The organism is Anabaena sp. AL93, from assembly GCF_001672085.1.
In the GTDB taxonomy this organism is placed as follows: Bacteria; Cyanobacteriota; Cyanobacteriia; order Cyanobacteriales; family Nostocaceae; genus Dolichospermum; species Dolichospermum heterosporum.
Genome location: NZ_LJOU01000034.1, coordinates 1 through 20,762, shown reverse-complemented (window position 1 = coordinate 20,762; position 20,762 = coordinate 1). Strand labels below are relative to the sequence as shown.

Sequence of the window (20,762 nt, the reverse complement as noted above, 5' to 3'; positions counted from 1 at the left end):
TATGGCAAAGCGATTGCCGCCTATTCGTCTGGAGACGAAAACACTGCCCCGGAAGCGACTCCGGGGAGCAGTTTAACCCCTATTAATCATCAAACCTTACAAAAGTAGCAAGCACATCTTGAATCAAATAGTCAACTAATGCCTCTGCTGTTGGATATTTATAAAACAAGGTGGATGACAATGGGATGCCTATCGAGTTTTGCAAGCGATTTCTTAGCTCTATAGATGTCATAGAATCCATTCCTAAGTCAAAAAATCCTTGTGATAGGGAGAAAGTCCTCTCTTGTTTGTCTCCCAAAACCTGAGACAATAGAGATTGAATATGGGCAATTAACAGTGCTTTGCGTTGCTCTTTTTCAATTACCTTTAATTGTTCAATTAAATTGAGTGAAGTTTCTTCTCTCTCTTTCTTTTTGAGAATATCAGCTATCAAAGGTTTATCTTGTGGTTCCCACACTACCTGATCGGCAAAATCTTTTCCAGTGGCTTGCTGAGGTGATGGTTGACCCAGCAGAGAATGGGCAACGCTCTGGGTGCCAGATTGTGTTAGAGGTTGCGTATGTGTCACATCAATCCAGTAGCGCTCTCGCTGCCAAGGATAAGTTGGTACACTTACTTGGCGGTAGCCATAGTCACGATGGAAACCTTCCCAATCAATTGCCACACCCCGTACATACAATTGACCCACTGTCTGAAGTACCCCTTGCCAATCGCTTTGCTCTTGCTGTAACGTTGGCAGCCATGTTCCATAATCAGACGGTAAACAATGACGTGCCATACCCAGCAATATTGGCTGGGGGCCCATCTCCACAAATATCTCTACTCCTTCTGGGTGTAATGTCTCCACACCGTCAGCAAATCTTACTGGTTTGACCACATGATCTACCCAATATTCAGGGTCTGTGGGTAAAACACGCTCAAAATTGCCCGTGACATTGGAGATAAAATTGAGTTTGGGTTGGTGGAAAGTTACCTCTTGCACCACCTGGCGAAACTCAGCCAGCATTGGCTTCATTAATGCCGAATGGAAGGCATGGGAAACCTTTAAGCGCTTAGTTTTAATTCCCTTATGTTCTAACTTCTGCACTACTAAACGTACCGCTTCCCGTTCGCCAGAAATGACCACGCTCTCAGGCCCGTTAATAGCCGCGATGCTAACTAAGTCCGTACCTTGGATTGCTTCTGTCACTTGTTCAACCGAAGCTAATAGAGACACCATTTCTCCGTTATCCGGGAGTTTTTGCATTAAATGCCCTCTGGCAGCAATCAGTTTCAATCCGTCTTCTAACGAGAAAATCCCCGCTACACAAGCTGCTGCATATTCCCCGACACTATGGCCAATGACTGCGGTTGGTTCTAGACCCCAAGATTTCCACATCGAGGCTAGGGCGTACTCCAAGGCAAATAGCGCTGGTTGGGTATAAGCGGTTTGCTCTAGGAGAGAACTGTCATCGTTTTGGTAGAGGACGGAGAGTAAGGATTTTTCCTGATTCCCAATGGCATTTAAAATTTCCTGACAGCGGTCTAATGCCTGACGAAAAATTGGTTGTGTTTCGTATAGTTCCCGTCCCATCCCTAAATACTGGGAACCTTGACCTGTGAATAGAAAAGCGATTTGAGGTTGACTTTCGCTCTTGCTACCTTTAAACAGGTTGGTGTTTTCTGTTCCTGCTAAATTAGCTAATAATTTTTCCCGTGCTTGAGAAACTGAGTCAGCAACCACAGCTAAACGTTCGTGGAAATGAGTCCGCCGAGTGTTGGTGGTATAACAGATATCAGCCCACTCTAAGTTGGGATGAGTTGCTAAGTGCTTCTCGTAATTGCGAACCATCTGTTCGAGTGCGGGTTTGGTTTTGGCACTGAGGGTGAGCAGTTGTAGGGGGCGCTGCCAAGTTTTTGCCTCACTTTTTGCTGCTACTGGTGGTGCTTCTGAAAGGACAGCATGGACATTGATGCCCGTAAAACCAAAGGAACTAACTCCAGCAAACCTAGTTTTATCTGTTGCTGGCCAAGGTATCTGTTCGCTTGCCACTTTTATTGGCATTTCATCCCAAGCAATATAAGGGCTAGGCTCTTGGAAGTGTAGGTGTTGTGGAATCAGCTCATTTTGTAAGGACAGAACGATTTTGATCAAACCTGCTACACCAGCGGCTCCTTCCAAATGTCCGATATTAGTTTTCGCAGAACCTAAGATCAGAGGTTCTTCCCGTTGGCGAAAGACCTTGATCAAAGCATTTGCTTCAATTGGGTCTCCCAGAGAAGTACCTGTACCATGAGCCTCAATATAATTGACATCTTTGGGCTTAATACCTGCATTGGCAAGCGCTCTGCGAATCACATTTTGCTGAGAAGAACCGCTAGGTACAGTTAGACCGCTGGTTCTTCCATCTTGCCCATGTGCTGTGCCTCTAATTAAGGCTAGAATATTGTCACCATCAGCTTGTGCATCTGAAAGGCGTTTGAGAACGATTATGCCACAACCTTCACCGCGAGCATAACCATTTGCTCCTGCCGCAAAAGTTTTGCAACGACCATCTGGAGACAACATTCGGGATTTGCAAAGGTTGAGCCAATATTCTGGCGAGACGTATCGCTGTACACCTCCAGCTAGTGCCAGGTTACAATCTCCCCTTCGCAAGTTGGTAACTGCTAAGTGAATGGCAGCCAATGAAGAAGCACAGCCGGTATCAACGGCGAGACAAGGACCGGTAAAGTCGAAGAAGTAAGAAAGGCGGCCTGCCACTGGGCTATAGGCGTTCCCCGATCCTATGTAGAAATCTGTTTCTACAGGGTCTTGTTTGACAAGTTGCCAAACGTAGTCATTGGCACATATCCCCATAAAAACACCTGTCTGGCTGCCTGCCAATTTTTCGGGGACAAATCCAGCGTTTTCTAAGGCTTCCCAAGCTACTTCCATCACCAGTCTATGCTGGGGATCTAAACTTGCTGCTTCTCTGGCGGAAATCCCGAAAAAACTAGCATCAAAATCTGTGGGAGATTGGTTGAGAAATCCTGCACGCCGGATATACACCTTGCCTGGCACGTCTGGATCTGGGTCGTAATAGGGATCTAGATATGAATGATGACCCTTTGGGGCTTCTCGAATGGCATCTACACCATTGGCAAGTAAGTCCCAAAATGCTTCAGGATTATCGGCTTCTGCCAAGCGACAACTCATACCAACAATGGCGATTGGTTCGCGTTCTTTCTGCTTTAATCGCTCAATTTCGGATTGTAAATCAGCAATTTTTTGGGACGCTACTTTCATCAATTGAACATAGCGTTGTTCATTATTTTCACTCATTTGATTAACCCCATTATATACTGCTTAATTGTTCTACATTCATTGATATGAAGTAAGAATTCAGGGAACAGGGAACAGGGAAGATAAAAGAAAAATGTTATTCCTTCTTCCTGAACTCCTGATAGCAAAGCGTGGCGTTAGCCATACTTCTGAACTCCTGAACTCCTGATAGCGAAGCGTGGCGTTAGCCATACTCCTGAACTCTTACGATATGAACATAGCGCTGTTCATTATTTTCACTCATCTAGCTAGATACTCACCTAAATGAGTATCTAGATTTGGGTTCATCTAGTTAACCCATTGCATACCTAATTGTTCTGCAAATTGTTTTGCAATTTCATCGGCATCATCATTTTCCTCTAGGGGCTGGAATGTGAGGGCTTTACTATCTATTTGGAAGGACTGCTCGGAGACATCTACATCCTCATCTTCATCAGCCTCTTCTATGAACTCTGCCATCAGATAATCAACCAACTTTTTAATAGTTGGATAGTCAAAAGTTAGCGTAGCGGGCAAACGACAGCCTAAGCTATTTTGCAAATTGTTTCTCAACTCTACAGAGGTCAAAGAACTCATTCCTAAGTCAAAAAACCCTTCTGAAACAGAGAATACGCGATCTTTCTGGTAGCCCAAGACTTTGGATACTTGAGATTGGATGTGAGCCACTAAAAGTGGCTGGCGTTGCTCTTTTTCAGCAGCCTTTACCGTTTCCAGGAAATTAAGTGAAGTTTTTTGTTGCTCTTTCTTTTGATCAGTAGTTTTGCGGAAGTCAGTGAAGAACGCACTTTCTACCGTATATTTCGACCAGTTTATTGGCATCGCGCCCACTTGTGGTGCCTTGGCGGTGAACAAGTTAGCAAATAGATGCGCTCCTTGACTGGGCGGAATCATCCCAAAACCTATTGCCTCCCAACGACTTTGAATATTTGCATCCAATTGAGTGGCCATCCCAGAGGTAGCCCAAGGGCCCCAGTTGATGCTGACAGCGGGTAATCCCAATGCGTGTCGGTGATGGCAGAGTGCATCCATAAAGGCATTGGCCGCAGAATAATTTCCTTGACCTAGCGCGCCTATAACTGAAGTCATAGAGGAGAAGCAGACAAAGAAATCTAATGGCATTTCTTTGGTCAGTTTGTGCAAGTTCCAAGTACCTTGAACCTTGGGGTTCATCACTTTTAAGAAGCGCTGCCGGGTTTGATTCCTGAGCATTCCATCATCTAAAACACCTGCTACATGAACCACTCCCCGTAAGGGGATATCAGTTGCGGCAATTAGCATTGCTACACTATCGGGTTGGGAAATATCAGTTTTGACAATCTTTACCAACGCCCCTTTATCTTCTAACTGCTTGACTCCTGCTTGTGCTTCTGGGGATACTGCCCCTTGTCGTCCCACTAGCAGCAGGTGGCGTGCGCCTTGTTCCACAAGGTAGTTGGCCACTTGAAGACCCAACGCTCCAAATCCACCAGTGATTAAATAACTACCTGATGAATCAATTTTTGCTAATTGGCTGATAGTTTTAGCCTCAGCACGTTTTAATCGAGCGACATAACGCTCTCCATTCCGAAAAGCTACTTGCTCTTCTTTTTCTGGGAAGAGCATTTCTTGGAGCAGCATTTCGATTTCACTAACTTGGTCTGAGCCAATATCTATACAGACAGTTTCCAGTTCTGGATGTTCTAAAACAATCACGCGGGCTAGTCCCCACAATGGCGATTGTTCTACTTGTAGGGGGGTTTTTGTCACTGCTTGGGCATTGCGAGTGATCAAGGATAAATGAGGTATCTTTTTGCCCCAATGATGGGGAGGAATTGCAGATAATGCTTGAACCAAATACAACACACTAGAACATAAATTTAGTGCTGTTGTTGGCACATCTGACATCTCCAGCTTTTGATCAAGACCCCATAAGTAAACTATCCCACGGCAGACTGACTGATCTTGCTTGACTATTGCGGAAAGTAGATTCTGGAAGTCTTTTGGTTCGGCAGGGTTGATTTGATAGCGATCGCTCTCTAATAATGAAAAAGACGATCCTTGTGAAACGAAAATACAGCGCTCGCCCTGTTTGTTGAGCATATCGGCTAGGGAACTGCTTACTTCTCCTCCATCGCTGAAAATCAGCCAATTACCTGCTTTAGAGGTTTTGTTATTCGCCTTAGCAAAGGACGAGCTTGCTGCCAAAACACGCGGTTTTACTTCCCAACCAATTCTGTATAACCAATCATCTGTTTGATTGGCTAGGAGCGCAGTTTGATTAGCACGCCGCACCTGTAAATTAATCAGATCGGCTACTGCTATTCCATTCTCATCAACCAAATGTAAATCGAAGGAAGTCAGTATACCGGGGCTTCGCTGACTTGACTGATGAACGTGACACCAAATGCTTGTACTAGGCTGCTTGAAGAAACTCAGACGCTCTAAACCGACTAGAAAATAAGTCTTGGTATCGCTATCAGGGCCATCTTCAAGAGCCGCCGCCAAAAGCTGCAAGCAACCATCTAACAACAGCGGATGCAAGCTGTCATTTACACTACTCTCTACCATCTCAGGTAATTTAATCTTACCTAGCACTTCTTGTGAGTCACCCTGAGAACGCCACAACTTCTCAATTACTTGGAAGTTCGGGCCGTACTCTACCCCCAAGTCGCTGAATTTCTGGTAATAGTCCTTAATTTCAAGCTCTTGGTTAACTGTTTGCTTCAGGGCGGCCAAATCTAGCGGCGCTTTTGCCACCGGAGCTTTTCCACTCAAAAGATAACCTTGGGCATGACGAGTCCATGTTTCATCATCATCAACATCATTTGAGTTTTTGCGGCTAAAAATCCCAAATTCATACCCTGATTCATTGGGTGTTAATACTAATTGAACGGAGACTGTTTCTTCAGGATTCAAAACTAGCGACTGCTCAATCAGAAACTCCTCAACTAGCAATGATGGGTGATTCTCCTGCGCCCCCGCTCCAAAGATTTGCGCTCCTGCGGCTAGGACTATCTCCACATAAGCTGCGGTGGGGAAAATGACTTTCTCATAGAGAGCATGATCCGCTAAATATACAGGGAAATCTGAGGTGAGTTGACTTTCAAAAACTATTTGTTGATTTTTTAGTGCTGCACTCCGAATTCTTTGACCCAGTAGAGGATGATGCCCGTTCTGCATTCCCGATTCCGTCTGAGGTTGTCTTTGGGCAACATCAATCCAGTAGCGCTCTCGCTGCCAAGGATAAGTTGGTACACTCACTTGGCGGTGGCTATAGTCGCGGTGGAAGCTCTCCCAATCAATCGCCACACCTCGTACATACAATTGACCCACTGCCTGAAGCAGTCCTTGCCAATCGCTTTGCTCTAGCTGTAGTGTCGGCAGCCAGGTTCCATACCCTGATGGCAAGCACTGACGACCCATTCCCAGTAATATTGGCTGGGGCCCCATCTCCACAAATATCTCTACCCTTTCTCTGTATAATGTCTCCATTCCAGAGGCAAATCTTACTGGTTTGAGGACGTGATCTACCCAATATTCTGGGGTTGTGGGTAAAACGCGCTCAAAATTGCCCGTGACATTGGAGATAAAGTTGAGTTTGGGTTGGTGGAATGTTACTTGTTGCACTACTTGGCGAAAATCTGCCAGCATTGGCTCCATCAATGCTGAATGGAAGGCATGGGAAACTTTTAAGCGCTTATTTTTTATGCCCTTGCTTTCTAATTCCTGCACTACCCGACGTACTGCTTCCCCTGCACCAGAAATGACGACGCTATTGGGACCGTTGATGGCTGCGATGCTGACTGAGTCGAGTCCTTGCAGTGCTTCTAATACTTGTTCTGGCGAAGCTAATAGCGATACCATTTCGCCGTTGGCTGGCAGTTTTTGCATTAAACTGCCTCTGGCTGAAATCATTTTCAAACCGTCTTCTAAGGAGAAAATCCCTGCTACGCAAGCTGCTACATATTCCCCAACGCTATGACCGATGACTGCGCTTGGTTCAATGCCCCAGGATTTCCATAATTTGGCTAGGGCGTACTCTATGGCAAACAAAGCTGGTTGGGTGTAAGCAGTTTGCTCTAAAAGGGAATTGTCGTCATTTTCGTAGAGGATTGAGAGTAGCGATCGCTCTTGATTGCCGATGGTATTTAAAATTTCCTGGCACCGCTCTAGGGATTTCCGAAATGTTGGTTGTGTTGCGTATAGCTTCCGTCCCATCCCTAGATACTGGGAACCTTGACCTGTGAATAAAAAGGCAATTTCAGGTTGACTTTCGCTCTTGCTGCCTCCGTACAGATGAGTGGTTTCCGCTTCTGCCAGATGAGCTAATAACTTTTCCTCTGCTTGAGAAACTGAATCAGCAACCACAGCTAAACGTTCGTGGAAATGAGTTCGCCGAGTATTAGCTGTGTAACAGATGTCAGCCCAATCTAAGTGGGGATGAGTGGCTAGGTGTTCTGAGTAGTTGCGAACCATCTGCTCCAGTGCGGGTTTGGTTTTGGCACTGAGGGTGAGCAAATGTTGGGGGCGCAGGGCAGTTTCGGACTCGCTTTTTCCTGCAACTGGCGGTGCTTCGGAAAGGACTATATGAGCATTGGTACCGCTAAACCCAAAGGAACTGATTCCAGCAATTCGTTGATTATTAACTGTTGACCAAGGGGTTAATTCGGTGGGAACTTTGAGCGGTAGTTGATCCCAAGCAATATAAGGGTTAGGTTTCTCAAAGTGTAGGTGAGGCGGAATCTCTTTGTGTTGCAAGGAGAGAACAACTTTGATCAGACTTGCCATACCAGCCGCTGCTTCTGGGTGTCCGATATTGGTTTTAACGGAGCCGACGATTAAGGGTTCTTCCCGATCGCTAAAGAGGCTACCCAAGGCATTTGCTTCAATTGGATCTCCCAAGGAAGTGCCTGTACCATGGGCTTCAATATAGCTAACTTCCTGGGGCTTAATACCTGCATTTTTCAATGCCTGACGAACTACTGCTTCCTGAGAAGGTCCGCTAGGTACTGTCAGTCCCCCACTTGCCCCATCCTGATTGAGGGCAGAACCTCGAATTAATGCTAAAACGTTATCTCCATCACGGATAGCTTGACTAAGACGCTTTAGAACAACAACGCCACAGCCTTCGCTACGGACATATCCATTTGCACTAGCATCAAAGGTTTTACAACGACCATCTGCCGCCAGCATCCGTGCCTTTGTGAAATTGATGCTGAGGGTTGGTGCTAGGAGTAAGTTCACACCTCCGACTAAAGCTAGGTCGGATTCCTTGTTACGCAAGCTGTTGGCTGCCAGATGCACTGCCACGAGGGAGGAAGAACAAGCTGTATCTACTACCATGCTTGCTCCTTTCAATCCCAAACTATAAGACAAGCGCCCTGCTGCTGGACTCAAAAGGGTTCCTGTGCCTAGATGAGCGTCGATTTGCGATCGCGCTTCCGACAGACGCATAGCATAGTCAAAGGTGCTAATGGCAATAAATACGCCAGTGGGAGTGCCAAATAGCTTTTCTGATGACTGACCGCCATTTTCTAAGGCCTCAAAACTTACTTCTAGCAGTAGCCGCTGTTGTGGGTCAAGGGACATTGCTTCCCGTGGCGAGATCCCAAAGAAGTGCGCGTCAAACTTATCCACTTCCGATAAAAAGCCACCATAACGGCTAGACATCTTGCCGGGCGCGTCTGGATTGGTATCGTAACAGGCATCAATCTTCCATCGGTTGGCAGGTACTTCCTGAATCGCATCTACGCCATTTGAGAGCAGATGCCAAAAAGATTCTGTATCTTTTGCGCCTGGAAAACGGCAACTCATGCCAATAATGGCAATCGGTTCTTCTTTTGCTTGCTGAACTGCCTGTAGTTTAGTACGTGCTTCCTCTAGGGCGTTGAGCAACTGTAATGTTGTTGGTTTGGCGGGAGTTTGTGTCATGTTAAATATTACCTAGTAGTTTACTGAGTTCTTCGTACTTACTAGCAAGTAAGATGTCCGCTTCCTCTTCTGGAAGTTCTTCAAATACTTGGGTGGATGTCGTTTGGTCTTCTGTTTGCTGGACACTCATATCCTCTAGAACTAGAACCTCTTGCAGCAGATAATTCACCAATGCTTCTAAGGTTGGATAGTCAAAGAGTAGAGTTGAGCGCAAGGAATGTTCGACACTTTTTTCCAGATAGTTTCTCAATTCCACCGCCATTAGGGAGTCAAGTCCTAAGTCAAACAAAGACTGTCGCGGTTCAATCCTTGTGCTGGCATTTAATCCGATCACATTTCTAATAGCCGCACGAATATGCTCCATCAAAATTGTTCGGCGCTCATGAGCCAGAGTAGCTTTTAGTTGGGAAACTAAGGCTGGTCGCTCTTGAGATGATGTAATATTTGTCTGGAAATTTTCTAAGAATGGCGTAATTTCTGGTAGTCGTTCCAAAAATTTCGGCCAGTTCATAGGCAGTACACCTACTTGAGCGCTTTCTTCGTTCTTGACCAAGTAGTTTAATGCTTGCAAGCCTTGTTCAGTTGGAATAATACCCCAACCTTGGGCTTTCAAGCGACCAGCAAGAGTGGCTGCCATTCCTACCTCACCCCAAGGTCCCCAATTTACACTCAAACTTGGTAATCCTTGCGATCGCCGATAATGAGCTAAGGCATCAAGGAATGTATTAGCTGCGGCATAGTTGCTTTGACCTGCATTGCCTATCAAAGAGGCAACTGAGGAAAAACAGACAAAAAAGTCTAAGAGTAAATCTTGAGTCAAGGTATGCAAATTCCAAGCTCCTTGTACTTTGGATGCCATGACTTTTTTGAAGCGAGTAGGTGTTTGCTCCTTCAACAAACCATCATCTAAAACACCTGCGGTATGAACAATTCCACGTAAATTAGGACATTCATTCAGTATTTTTTTGACATCCTCCTGATTAGAAATATCCGCATTAATGACGGAGATTTTAGCACCTGCCTGCTCTAATTTTCTGATGGCTTCATTTGCTGCTTGTTTGACACTGCTTCGTCCTGTCAGAACTAGATGTTTAGCACCTTGTTCCACCAGCCACTCAGCCACCTTTAATCCTAATGCGCCCAATCCTCCCGCAATTAGGTAGCTGCCGTCTTGACGAACCGAGCAATTTTCTGGATTCTGAAAACTTAACACCACTTTACCGATATGCTTGGCTTGCTGCATATAGCGGAAAGCATTGACAAATTCAGTAATTGGGAAAACTTTGGCAGGTAATGGTTTGAGCTTACCTTCCTTGAACAAAGTCATCAGTTCCAACAACATGGCAGGAATGATCTCCGACCCATTCATCTCTCCTAAATCAAAGGGGAAATAAGCAGCATCAGGGCGTAATGCTTGCAATTTCTGCTCATCCCAGATTCCCAATTTACCGATTTCTACAAAGCGCCCTCCTTGAGCAAGCACGTCAAAGCTTTGATCGATAAACTTGCCAGCTAGACTATTAAGGATGACATTCACGCCTTTGCCATTGGTGTCAGTCATTACCTGCTCGGCAAACTCAAGGCTGCGTGAACTGTATATATGTTTAATTCCAAGTGACTTGAGAAAATCCCACTTGGGGGGGCTGGCCGTCGCAAAAACTTCTGCTCCCTTTAATTGCGCTAATTGAAGAGCCGCTTGACCTACACCTCCGGCCGCATTATGAATCAATACTCGGTCTGTTGGACCAATTTGAGCGCGTTTTATTAGTCCGTAATAAGCTGTCAAAAAAGTAACAGGAATTGTAGCCGCCTCTGCAAAACTGAGTTCAGGTGGCTTGGGAACTACCAATTTTGCTTTAGCCTTGACCACACTTGCTAAACTACCTGATGCGTAGGCAATGACAGCATCGCCCACCTTGAAGCCAGATACTTGTTTGCCAACGCGCTCAATCGTGCCTGCACACTCAAATCCAAACAATATATCGCTGGCCGTTGCCGCAATACCTAAAGACTCTTCGATTTCCCGCATCATGCCTAACGCACGCAGCACATCTCTAAAATTAAGTCCGCTCGCCTGAACTTTGATCTCGACTTCATCAGGTGCCAAGGTTGAGGTAGCCAGGGGAACCAAGGTCAAGTTGTCGAGGGTGCCGTAGCTGGTCAGTTTCAGTGCTACAGGAGCAATGCTTGGTGCCTGTATAGGGTGGAAAGGCTCTAATCTAGCTACATAGCGTGTCCCGTTTCGGTAGGCAATTTGGTCTTCTCGATCCGGTGCAAGTAGTTCTTGGAGTAAAGACTTAGCTGTTTCATGGGAGTGTTGACCAGAGGGCAAGTCTAAACAAGTAGTTGAAAATTCGGGGTGTTCCAGAGAGATTGTTTTACCCAGTCCCCAGATAGGAGCTTGCCAGACAGCAATATCATCATCCTTGAGGGCCAACTGCGCCCCTTGGGTAACCAACCACAATTGAGGGGATATCTTGGCTGAAGTCAAGGCTTGAATTAGATGTAGTATTTGCTCGCAGCTAGAATCACAGGAGTCATTTTCATCAAGACCCCAAAGGTACACCACCCCTTGATAGGATCTATTAGCCAACAATTGCTGCCAGTCGGATGGGTCTGTCCAGTTAATAGTATGTTGCTCTGGCTGATATTTCCCATTAGCCTTTTTGGTATAGACGAGGTGCGATCGCTCTCCACTGGCATTTAACAATTCAGCCAAGGTTTCAGCTAGACTAGTGCGGTCTGCCAAAATTAGCCAATCACCTTTGGTTTTTGGGTTTGCAGTCCCTGCTGTCTTTTTGACTTCTTTCCAGTCCACTTTGTAAAGCCAATCTTTCCAGGGGTCTTTCTGCTGTAATGCTTGTGATCGAGCCTTTTTCAGTTGCAGTCCGAGAGCTTCGGCATAAACTTGACCATCTTTGCCAATTAACTGCAAGTCCGCCTTCAAGATTTCTTGACCAGGCTGAGAATGAAGTTTAACGTAACTGAAAACCTCTTTGTTGGGATGCTGCCAAAATGTGAAATGCGGGTAGCCAATTGGTAAATAAGTTTCTGAAAAGTCGGCAGGTAGTGCCGCTAAAAGGATTTGGAAACATCCATCCAAGAGAGTTGGATGCCAATAATAGGGCTGGTTAAGAAAATTTTTAGACAGATGAATTTGTCCAAGGGCTTCTCCATCAGAACGCCATAAGCGGCGCACGGTTTGGAAGCTTCCTGCATAGACCATTTCTTGAGTGGCGACTTTTTGATAGAAAGCTTTTATGTCCTTGTATTCTTCCAGTCCAGCTTGTAAAGCAGTTAAATTTGCGTTTAGTTCGGAAATTGATATATCTTTCCCTATAGCAATCTTTCCGGCGGCGTAGCGCGTCCAAGTTGGCTCTTCATTAATGAAGACCAAACCGAAAATTTGCCATGAATAGCCGTCTTGATCGGGAGTTAAGACCAACTGCACTGTCTGAGGCTCTTCCAGCTTGAGAGCTTTTTCAATTGCTACATCCTTAAAGGTGATAGGGCGGTTGCCAAAAAGTTGATTTCCCGCTGCCAAAACCATCTCGAAGTAGGCACTAGCAGGCATAATTGCTTGACCGAAAGCGCGGTGTTCTGACAAATAGGGCAGATCGTCGGTAGAAAGATAAGCCTCAAACTGAACTTCTCCCTGCTTGAGTACAGATGAATAGATCCTCTCTTGTAGCAAGGGATGAGCAGATATTTCACTACTCTTTCTAGCAACGCGCTCCTGTTTTACCTCAACCCAACAGCGTTCTCTTTGAAAGGGATAAGTTGGTAACACCACTTTCCAACGGTGTTCGTCTGGGAAAAACTCTTGCCAATTGATATTGACACCGCGAACATACAATTGAGCTAAACTTTCGGCGATGGTGGATGATTCTGCACCAGGACGGATGCTAGGTAGCCATGTGAGGCGTTTTTCTTCATCAATCAGGCAACTAGCTCCCATCCCCAAGAGAATTGGTTTGGGTCCGATTTCTATAAAACATTCTATCCCCATTTTTTGGAGGGTATTCATGCCGTCGGCAAATCTCACGGGTTGACGAATATGACGAACCCAATAATCAGCGGTTGCTATATCGTCCGTTACCTGGTCGCCTGTGATATTGGATATCAGGGGTATTTTCGGTACAGAGTATAAAACCTCCGCCGCGACTTGAGAGAACGGCTGTAAAACTGGCTCCATTAACGGCGAATGGAAGGCGTGAGAAACTATCAATTCGTGAGTCTTGATCTGCTTAGTTTTCAGTTCGGCTACAATGGAGTCTATGGATAGGCTGTCACCTGAGATAACTATGCTCTGTAGACCATTGACTGCGGCCACAGAAACTTTTGTCCCATAGGATGCGATCGCAGAGTTTATTAAGTCTTCATTGGCCATGGTGCTGACCATTTTGCCATCTGCTTCTTGTGGCAGTTGCTGGATCATTCTTCCACGGGTTGCTATCAGCTTTAAGCCATGTTCTAAGCTAAACACTCCTGCCACACAAGCTGCGACATACTCACCCACACTATGTCCCATGACGACATCCGGGACTATCCCCCAGGAATTCCACAACTCGGCTAAGGCGTATTCAAAGGCAAACATCGCCGGTTGTGTATAGGCTGTCAGATCGATGATATTTTCTGCTTGATCGGGATAAAGTATGGACAACAGGGGTCGGTCTAAATGAGAGCGCAGTATTTCATCGCATCGCTGCAACGCTTGGCGAAATACAGCTTGCGTTTCATAAAGTTCGCGCCCCATATCAACGTATTGAGCGCCTTGTCCGGTGAACAAGAAAGCGATCTTCGGTGCTGCTTGGTAAGCATCACCTTGAATTGTGCCTGTAATTTTTTCACCCTTGATAAAACTATCCAGTTGCTCCCGACTATGTTCTTTCGATCTAGCAACAATAGCTAAACGATGGGCAAAATGGGAGCGTCCAGTGGTAGCTGTGTAGCAAATATTTGCTAAAGCATCCTCTGTTTTTTCTAAGAAGGTTAAATAACGATGTGCGAGATCGTTTAGGGCTTTTTCGCTCTTGGCAGATAAAGTAAGTAAATGGGATGACGGTTCAATTCCCTGGCTAGAAAGCTCAACTTGCTGTAGCTGTGGTGCTGCTTCTACAATTACATGAACATTGGTTCCACTCATCCCAAATGCACTAACACCTGCCAGCTTGGGTTCATGTTCTGGCCAAGGCATCAATTCAGTTGGTACGGTAACTGGCAATTTATGCCAAGGAATGCGTCGGTTAGGCTTATCGAAATGTAAATTAGGAGGAATATGATTATGCTGAAGTGAAAGCACAACTTTAATTAAGCTGCCTACACCTGCTGCTGCTCCCATGTGACCCATATTGGTCTTCATAGATCCAATGATCAATGGGTCTTGACGATCTTGACCTAATACTTTTGCCAAAGCTATGACTTCAATGGGATCGCCTAAAGGCGTTCCTGTTCCATGGGTCTCAACATATTGCATCTGCTTAGGTTCGATGCCAGCATTTTCTACGGCTTGGCGCAGCAGTGCTTCCTGGGAGACACTAGCAGGTGTTGTCAGGGTTAGGCTGTACCCATCGTGATTGACTACTGAACTTTTAATTGTAGCCAGGATCGGATCGCGATCGCGCAGAGCATCAGAGAGACGTTTGAGAATAACAATACCACAACCCTCTCCTTGGACGAATCCATCTACTGAGTCTGAAAAGGTTTTGCAGCGACCATCTTTGGCTAAGACATTCATTTGACAGAAACCGACTGCTAGCTTAGGAGAGAGTAGTAGACTGACTCCACCAGCTATAGCTAGGTTAGATTCCCGATTGTGCAGAGATTGACAAGCCAAATGGACTGATACTAATGCGGAGGAACAAGCTGTATCAGTTTGCATCGTTGGACCATGCAAGTCCAACAGATATGCAATTCTTCCTGCTGATAGACTTCGTAAATTACTTAAGGTGGGGTAAGCATTAATTTCACTCGGCTTCACTGTATAAAAACGCTCTGCCGAGTAATCATCCCAATGAATACCAACAAACACACCTGTTTGACTACCTGCCAAAGATGTAGGTGGAACTCCAGCGTGTTCGAGAGCTTCCCAACTTACTTCTAGCAGCAACCGTTGTTGTGGATCTAAACTCGCTGCTTCTCGCGATGCCATGCGAAAAAACTCGGCATCAAAGTCTTCTATCTCATTTGTATCTAAAAAACCTCCAGCACGTGTATAAATCTTGCCAGGTGTAGGAGTTGGATCATAGTATCTCTCAAGATCCCAGCGAGAAGAGGAAATGTCTGTGACAGCATTTACACCATTACGCAACAATTGCCAGAATGCTTCTGGGGTGTCAGCCTTTCCAGGGAAGCGACATCCCATACCAATAATCGCAATTGGTTCCTCATGAGGATTTTCCAGAGGCTTAGACTCATGGTCTGAATAATCTATTTTGTTCATAATTGATTTTTTGGAAACATGGTTAAGAGCAGTAAGTTTTCTGACTATTCAGTCATGCTATGACATCAATTTGCGGAGTATATAAGCCGTAATATTGTCAATTGTTTCAAAGTTTTTTAATACAAGTTCTTCAGGTTCCCAAAAAATTCCAATTTCTTCTTCAACAAAGCGAACTAATCGAAAAAGATCCATTGAGTCAACGATCCTTTGCTCAATTATCTTTAAATTGTTGGTTAGAACCAAGTTGGGTTGGTCGTATGCTAACTCTTGGCTGATAAATTCTTTGAGCATTTGTTCGATATTTTCTGCTGTCATGGTAGTGTTTTCGGTCATGATACTGTTTCCTGAGATAATTGAACTTTGTCTATCTTGCCAGTGGAAGTTTGGGGTAAAGAGCTACGGAACTCAAACAAATCGGGAACCATATATTTAGGAAGCCGTTCTGCACAAAAGGATTTTAAAGTCTGTACATTAAGAATTTCCGTGTCTTTGTTATCACCACGCGTTACTACAAAAGCCTTGATCCGGTTACTAATCTCATTGTCGGGAATGGGAATTACTGCGACTTCTGCGAGTGCGGGATGGCTATATAAAACACTCTCTATCTCACCTAATTCAATCCGGTAGCCCCGACTCTTAATCATGCGATCTCTACGACCTAAAAAGATATAATCACCCTCTGGAGATTGTTTAACAAGATCCCCCGTGCGGTAAATCATCTCCGATCCCAATCCATGATGCAATGTAAAAGGAACAAGGACTTGAGCAGTCTTTTCAGGCAAATCCCAATAGCCTGTCATCAACCCAGGACCGCGCACGCAAAGCTCACCCACTTCACCTCTAGCTACCAATTCATTACTTGTACCCAAGACAAAAACTTCAGTGTTGGCACAGGCTTGTCCAATAGGAACTGCTTCACTTGTTTCAATATCGGGCGGTGAGACTCGGTAATATGTGCAGACATTTGTCTCCGTCGGACCATAGAGGTTGTAATAGCCAGCATCTGGAATATGCACCATCAACTGATGCAAATATTTGTTAGGAAAAACTTCACCTGCAAACAGAATGCTTCTAAGATCGGGGTAGGTATGTTGCTCTAACCGACCATATAGGACTAAATTTGTCAGAATAGAGGGGACTGAATACCAGATTGAAATCCTTTCTGCGGCAATAAATTTGGCCAGATTAATTGGAAAGACTGATAAAGCCGCCGAGAGCAAAATGACCGTACCCCCTGCTTTGATAGTTGTGAAGATATCAAAAATGGAAAGATCAAAATGGAACGGTGCATGACTGGAGACACGGTCTTCCGCAGTCACCTGAAACGTATCATAGGCCCAATTTACAAAAGTAAGAGAGGCACGATGGCTAATCATCACCCCTTTGGGGGTTCCTGTTGAGCCAGATGTATAAAGAATATAAGCTAAGTCGTTTTCAATCAGATGTGGGTCTAGTGGCGGGCTGCAAGGAGCTTGTAAAACCTCTGACCATGGGAAGACTTTTCCGAACAACTCACTTGTTCGCTCATCCTCATCTGTCAAAATTACACTACTGAGACTATGTAAGTCTGCCAAGGAAGTGTTTCCTAAAGCATCTATTCTTTGCTTGGTCGTAATCAGTATCTTAATCTGGCAGTTTTTAACAATAAAGGCAATCCGTTTAACTGGGGCGTTAGAGTCTAGCGGTACATAGGTGGCGCCAGCCTTTAATATGCCAAATATAGCAATAACAGATTCAATTGACTTATCTAAGTAAATGCCAACTCGGTCTCCCCGTTCTATCCCTGCATAGTTCAAGGTATTTGCCAGTTGGTTACTTATTTCGTCTAACTGAGTGTAGGTAATGGCGCGCTCTTGCTGCTGTATAGCAACGGAATCGCTATGGGTTCGAGCGCTACTTGCGAGAAGATGGTGTAGTAAATATAGCATAGTGGTGCTGCTTTACAATCCTAAGAATTTGCTAATAACGAGTCGCTGAATATCGGAGGTACCAGAGTAGAATTTGCTACCGATAGCATCTCGCAATTCTCGTTCTAACTCTGTATTCGTTAAATAACCATACGCACCGTGAACCTCGATCGCTTCCATACATAACTGAACCCAAGCTTCACTAATATACAGATTGGCCATGGAGGCTTCTAGAAGAGCCATTTGCCGATTTTGTTTCATCCAAGCAACTTTATACAAATAAGACTTGGCATTCTCCAACCGCAGCTTCATCTCTACTAACCTGTTGGCAACTAATTGGAATTTGCCAATTGCTTGACCAAATTGCTTATGGTTTCTAGCATAACGAATTGACTGCTCCAGCAATCGTTCCATTGTTCCCACAGCACAGGACAGAATAAATCCCCGCTCCCACTCCATGCTATGATTAAATATGGCTAGACCTGCTCCTTCCTCACCTAAGCGATCAGCGACAGATACTTCGCAATTTTCCAAGGTTAGTTCTGTTATTTCAGCGGTACGTACTCCCATAGTAGACATACGTTTGTGGACAACCAGACCAGGCGTATCTTTTTCGATCATAAATGTCGTCAAACCCTCTTTCCCCAAAGCTGGATCTAAGGTAGCAAAAATGATGAAGAGGTCTGCAAAAGTTCCATTGGTTACATAGTGTTTGTGTCCGTTGAGAATGTATTTATCTCCATTCTTTTGGGCTGTTGTCTTGAGGCTATAGATATCAGACCCCGCTTGTGGTTCAGTGGCGGCGTGGGCTGCAATCCAACCTTCTCGACAAAGCAATGGGAGATACTTTTGCTTTTGTGCTTCACTCCCAAAGGCCAACAGGGGCATTTCACCAGCCCAGATATGTGCGTTCATTGCAAACATCAATCCATTGTCTTTGCAAGCATAACCTAGTGCTTGCAAGCCATAAGCCGTAGTAAGTATATCTAGCTCTTGTCCGCCATAACGGGCAGGAATAGGCCATCCGTGAATACCAAAATCGCAGCATTTTTGCCAGACATCACGATTAAATATCCCCTCTTTGTCCTGCTCAATCAGATCGGATACTAATGACTGTTGAGCAAAATGAATCACCTTTTTTTTAAATTCAATTTGCTGATTGTTCCAAGCAAAATCCATGATGCCCTCTACGATTTTAGTTGATTAATTGGTTGTATTGTATATATCCGCATACAAGATTTTTCATCAGAGTATTCTAATTGCGGCTATGTCCTGTGTCTATTTACCAAATTGCACATCTAGTTTTTCCGTTGACACTCTCCGGTCTAAAGACGCGGAGATTCTATAGAGAGTTTCAGTCTATATCCCTCAGTTATCCCAGTTTCAGGCACTGCCTTAAATATTTGGGTTCTTGCCCTGATTTCGTTTGCCCTGGCGGGCAAAATCATATCTGACAAGCGTAACTTTCCGAGAGTCCCTCGGTAGCTTTTTATGTCTTTAGTGACAATGTAGTTATATCACGAATATGGATTAAAATCAATGCAGGATAAATCCTGCCTCTAGCCTTCATCCCTTGTCTAAAGCCCAAATGTGGCTTCCTGAGTCACCCACATTTTCAAGGGTTTTCGGCGTTCTTCCTTATAAAACACTGATACCCTCTTGCCTTGCTATAACGACAATTTTCAACGCCAACCTACTTATTTGATTTGCTTACCATATTTTACTGAAGTCTAATTTAAAAGGGTTCTTCCGTACCTGTTATGCCAAATATGAGTTTATTTACCCCACAACCCATATAAATAAAGGATTTTATTGTTTTTGATACCAAATTTCTCAAAATAACCAATAAATTAATGTAAAATCCTTATATAACAAGGATCTTGGGATTTAAAAAAAATAATTTAGCATAACAAGTACCGAAGAGCCTTTAAAAGTTTTTTCAAGAAACCATAAGATTTAGATAAAGGGAAAGGTAACGGACTTGTAAAGATCACTCTACAATTGGAGTGGCAAGAGGCAAAACTAGCAATAACAGTTCATGTCCAGATCAAAAGCCAAGATTTGCACCGGGGAATAACGTTTATAAACAGGCTACTTATCTTACAAATACTATTTCCATCCTCAATCTAGTAGGTTTTATATTGTCAGTAACCCAGCCCTAAAGGAACTGAGCTTGCAAGAAATTGCAAGCTGTACTGACCAGACCACTCTAAGCGTAGTCCAAGGGTAGCCGTTATTTGAGTCACGACACCTCGAAATGCGTAGCCAGTTTCCGGCTCTGTCGCTGTAAGTTAAACAGTTCTAAGGTAACAGGAACAGTGCTTTCAGCCTAACAAGCTCTTATAACAGGTCAAGGCTAACATTACCCCAGAAATGGGAGTTGGTTTCCAGATTCCAATCAAAAATCTGGTTTCAATTTTAACATCCACAGCGGTCAAAACCGCTCGTGTCGCTTCCCTCTCAGGTCTAAAGACGCTGAGTTTCCCACTTACCGCGAGGTTTTATGAATAACCAACAAAGAACTAACGGCGTTTCTTCTGGTCTGATAGCAGCTATTTCCGTAGCAGTGGTGGTGGTAAGCGGTGGTATGGCTTGGTTTTCTGCCCATACTCCTAATAATTCTACACCTGATAACTCTTCACAAACCATTAAACAGCCTATCAAGCAATCAACAACTCAACAAGGTAATGAACAGACTGCTAGTATATATTGGCTCAGATCCAAGGAAAATCGCCTGGATTTAGTTCCCCAACCCTTTAAAGTTGCTGCTACCCAACCCAATCAAGTTTTAGAAGCAGCATTTAAAACTTTATTAGCAGGTCCAAGTGAAGGCACAGACTCTACTACTATTCCCCAGGGTACTCAACTATTGGGACTCAAAGCAGAAAATAATGATGTTCATGTGAATTTGTCTGAAAACTTTACCACTGGTGGAGGTAGCACTTCTATGATGGGGCGTGTCGGACAAGTTGTATATACTGCTACTAGTTTAAATCCTCAAGCCAAAGTATATATTGAAGTCAATGGCAAACTTTTAGAGGTTTTAGGGGGTGAAGGTGTGGAATTACAACAACCTCTCACCCGCGAAAGTTTTCAGAAAAATTATCCGCTTTAGTCAGTTGTCAGTTGTCAGTTGTCAGTTGTTAGTTGTCATTGGGAAAATTCTTTCTCCCCCCTACTCCCCCCTACTCCCCCTACT

Annotated in this window: 7 protein-coding genes; 1 reads left to right on the top strand and 6 read right to left on the bottom strand. The window is 44.5% G+C overall.

Annotated features, from left to right (window positions below; all coding sequences use genetic code 11):
* Nucleotides 1-82: 82 nt before the first annotated feature.
* The 6 genes from AN486_RS10800 to AN486_RS10775 all read right to left on the bottom strand — a co-directional run bounded on the left by AN486_RS10800 (nucleotide 83) and on the right by AN486_RS10775 (nucleotide 18,742).
* Nucleotides 83-3,304, bottom strand: a complete 3,222-nt coding sequence (locus AN486_RS10800; protein WP_290600583.1) for a beta-ketoacyl synthase N-terminal-like domain-containing protein — start codon at nucleotides 3,302-3,304, stop codon at nucleotides 83-85.
* Between the two features lie 288 nt (nucleotides 3,305-3,592).
* Nucleotides 3,593-9,214, bottom strand: coding sequence for a type I polyketide synthase (locus AN486_RS10795; RefSeq protein WP_290600581.1), 5,622 nt, complete (start codon nucleotides 9,212-9,214; stop codon nucleotides 3,593-3,595).
* A gap of 1 nt (nucleotide 9,215) precedes the next feature.
* A complete protein-coding gene (locus AN486_RS10790; RefSeq protein ID WP_290600579.1) occupies nucleotides 9,216-15,656 on the bottom strand; it encodes a type I polyketide synthase in 6,441 nt (2,146 codons plus the stop codon).
* 57 nt (nucleotides 15,657-15,713) lie between these two features.
* A complete protein-coding gene (locus AN486_RS10785; RefSeq protein WP_199308362.1) occupies nucleotides 15,714-15,989 on the bottom strand; it encodes an acyl carrier protein in 276 nt (91 codons plus the stop codon).
* Nucleotides 15,986-17,584 carry an amino acid adenylation domain-containing protein gene (locus AN486_RS10780; RefSeq protein ID WP_053540261.1) on the bottom strand — a complete coding sequence of 533 codons (1,599 nt, stop codon included), beginning with the start codon at nucleotides 17,582-17,584 and terminating at the stop codon, nucleotides 15,986-15,988. The genes AN486_RS10785 and AN486_RS10780 overlap by 4 nt, the downstream gene beginning before the upstream one ends.
* Before the next feature lie 12 nt (nucleotides 17,585-17,596).
* Nucleotides 17,597-18,742: an acyl-CoA dehydrogenase family protein gene (locus AN486_RS10775; protein WP_168635029.1), complete on the bottom strand. Its 1,146-nt coding sequence runs from the start codon at nucleotides 18,740-18,742 to the stop codon at nucleotides 17,597-17,599.
* A 1,324-nt stretch (nucleotides 18,743-20,066) separates the two neighbouring features.
* On the opposite strand from AN486_RS10775, the gene AN486_RS10770 reads away from it, so the two are divergent.
* A complete protein-coding gene (locus AN486_RS10770) occupies nucleotides 20,067-20,678 on the top strand; it encodes a GerMN domain-containing protein (RefSeq protein WP_053540264.1) in 612 nt (203 codons plus the stop codon).
* Nucleotides 20,679-20,762 lie beyond the last annotated feature (84 nt).

What these genes read in the sequence shown, in the direction of transcription:
- AN486_RS10790 (WP_290600579.1), bottom strand. Translation starts at nt 15,656, where the DNA reads ATGAACAAAATAGATTATTCAGACCATGAGTCTAAGCCTCTGGAAAAT.
- AN486_RS10795 (WP_290600581.1), bottom strand. Translation starts at nt 9,214, where the DNA reads ATGACACAAACTCCCGCCAAACCAACAACATTACAGTTGCTCAACGCC.
- AN486_RS10770 (WP_053540264.1), top strand. Translation starts at nt 20,067, where the DNA reads ATGAATAACCAACAAAGAACTAACGGCGTTTCTTCTGGTCTGATAGCA.
- AN486_RS10780 (WP_053540261.1), bottom strand. Translation starts at nt 17,584, where the DNA reads ATGCTATATTTACTACACCATCTTCTCGCAAGTAGCGCTCGAACCCAT.
- AN486_RS10785 (WP_199308362.1), bottom strand. Translation starts at nt 15,989, where the DNA reads ATGACCGAAAACACTACCATGACAGCAGAAAATATCGAACAAATGCTC.
- AN486_RS10775 (WP_168635029.1), bottom strand. Translation starts at nt 18,742, where the DNA reads ATGGATTTTGCTTGGAACAATCAGCAAATTGAATTTAAAAAAAAGGTG.
- AN486_RS10800 (WP_290600583.1), bottom strand. Translation starts at nt 3,304, where the DNA reads ATGAGTGAAAATAATGAACAACGCTATGTTCAATTGATGAAAGTAGCG.